At 46.9% G+C, this 785-nt stretch carries 1 protein-coding gene; it reads right to left on the bottom strand.

The genetic code is table 11. The features are described 5' to 3' along the window. Window positions 1-27: 27 nt before the first annotated feature. Window positions 28-725 (bottom strand): IS1 family transposase gene (locus U869_RS31350; protein ID WP_115650756.1). Its coding sequence is split into 2 segments (ribosomal slippage): window positions 28-476 and window positions 476-725, totalling 699 coding nucleotides; the frame shifts between segments, so codons are not numbered across the junction. Window positions 726-785 lie beyond the last annotated feature (60 nt).

Here is a 785-nt window from a genome sequence, read left to right as displayed (position 1 = left end):
GGTCATGTATTCAATGTGTAGATCAGGTTATTGTAGGTAATACTCGTGCTCGATGAATGTACCGATAATCTTGTCATGCATTTCTGCGGATTTTGAGTATCCGAGAGTCTTGCGATTTAGTCGCTTTAACCGGTTACGAAGGTTCAGGTTTTCACGTTCAATACGTTGTGTGTAAAGCTTGCCTGTGATGTGCTTTTTATCCGGCAACATGTCGTAGGCGCTGAAGTTATCCGTACACCAGAAGGCAACGTTGAAGCCTGACAGTAACCCCAGTAATTTTTGCAGCGTCTTTTTACTCCGGGAGCCAAAAGCATGGGCAATAATACGTTTAAGACGTGGCTCCCACGCATACCACAGCCAGCGTTGCCGCTTTTTGTTACCCACAAATGACCACATTTCATCAACTTCACAGATGAGCTCAATTTGCAGATTATCCAGCGGAAGAGTGGTTACGCTCCGCGGCGCGAGTTTTTTAGCGTGCGCACAACGGCATTAATACTGATATGCAGCGCCCGTGCGGTATCACGAACACCGGCATTGTTCATCGCAAGCTCAATGATTTGCTCTTTTGTGCCGGGCCGGCAAGCGCGATAAGCGTAATCAAGCTGGAAAGTGCGACAGCATGACTGGCAACGGTAACGCTGGTGTCCAGCCTTACCGTTGCCATGTTTTTTAACAGCCTCAATGCGTTCACAAAAGGGACATTTCACGTCAACCAGAGCCATAAATCCTTACCCGTAAAATCGAGAATTATACAGACCTGTCAACACATTGAATACTTGACC

It is taken from the genome of Serratia sp. H1w (assembly GCF_000633355.1).
Lineage (GTDB): Bacteria > Pseudomonadota > Gammaproteobacteria > Enterobacterales > Enterobacteriaceae > Chania.
The sequence above is the reverse complement of the archived record's forward strand: the minus strand, read 5'-3'. Positions and strand labels throughout refer to the sequence as shown.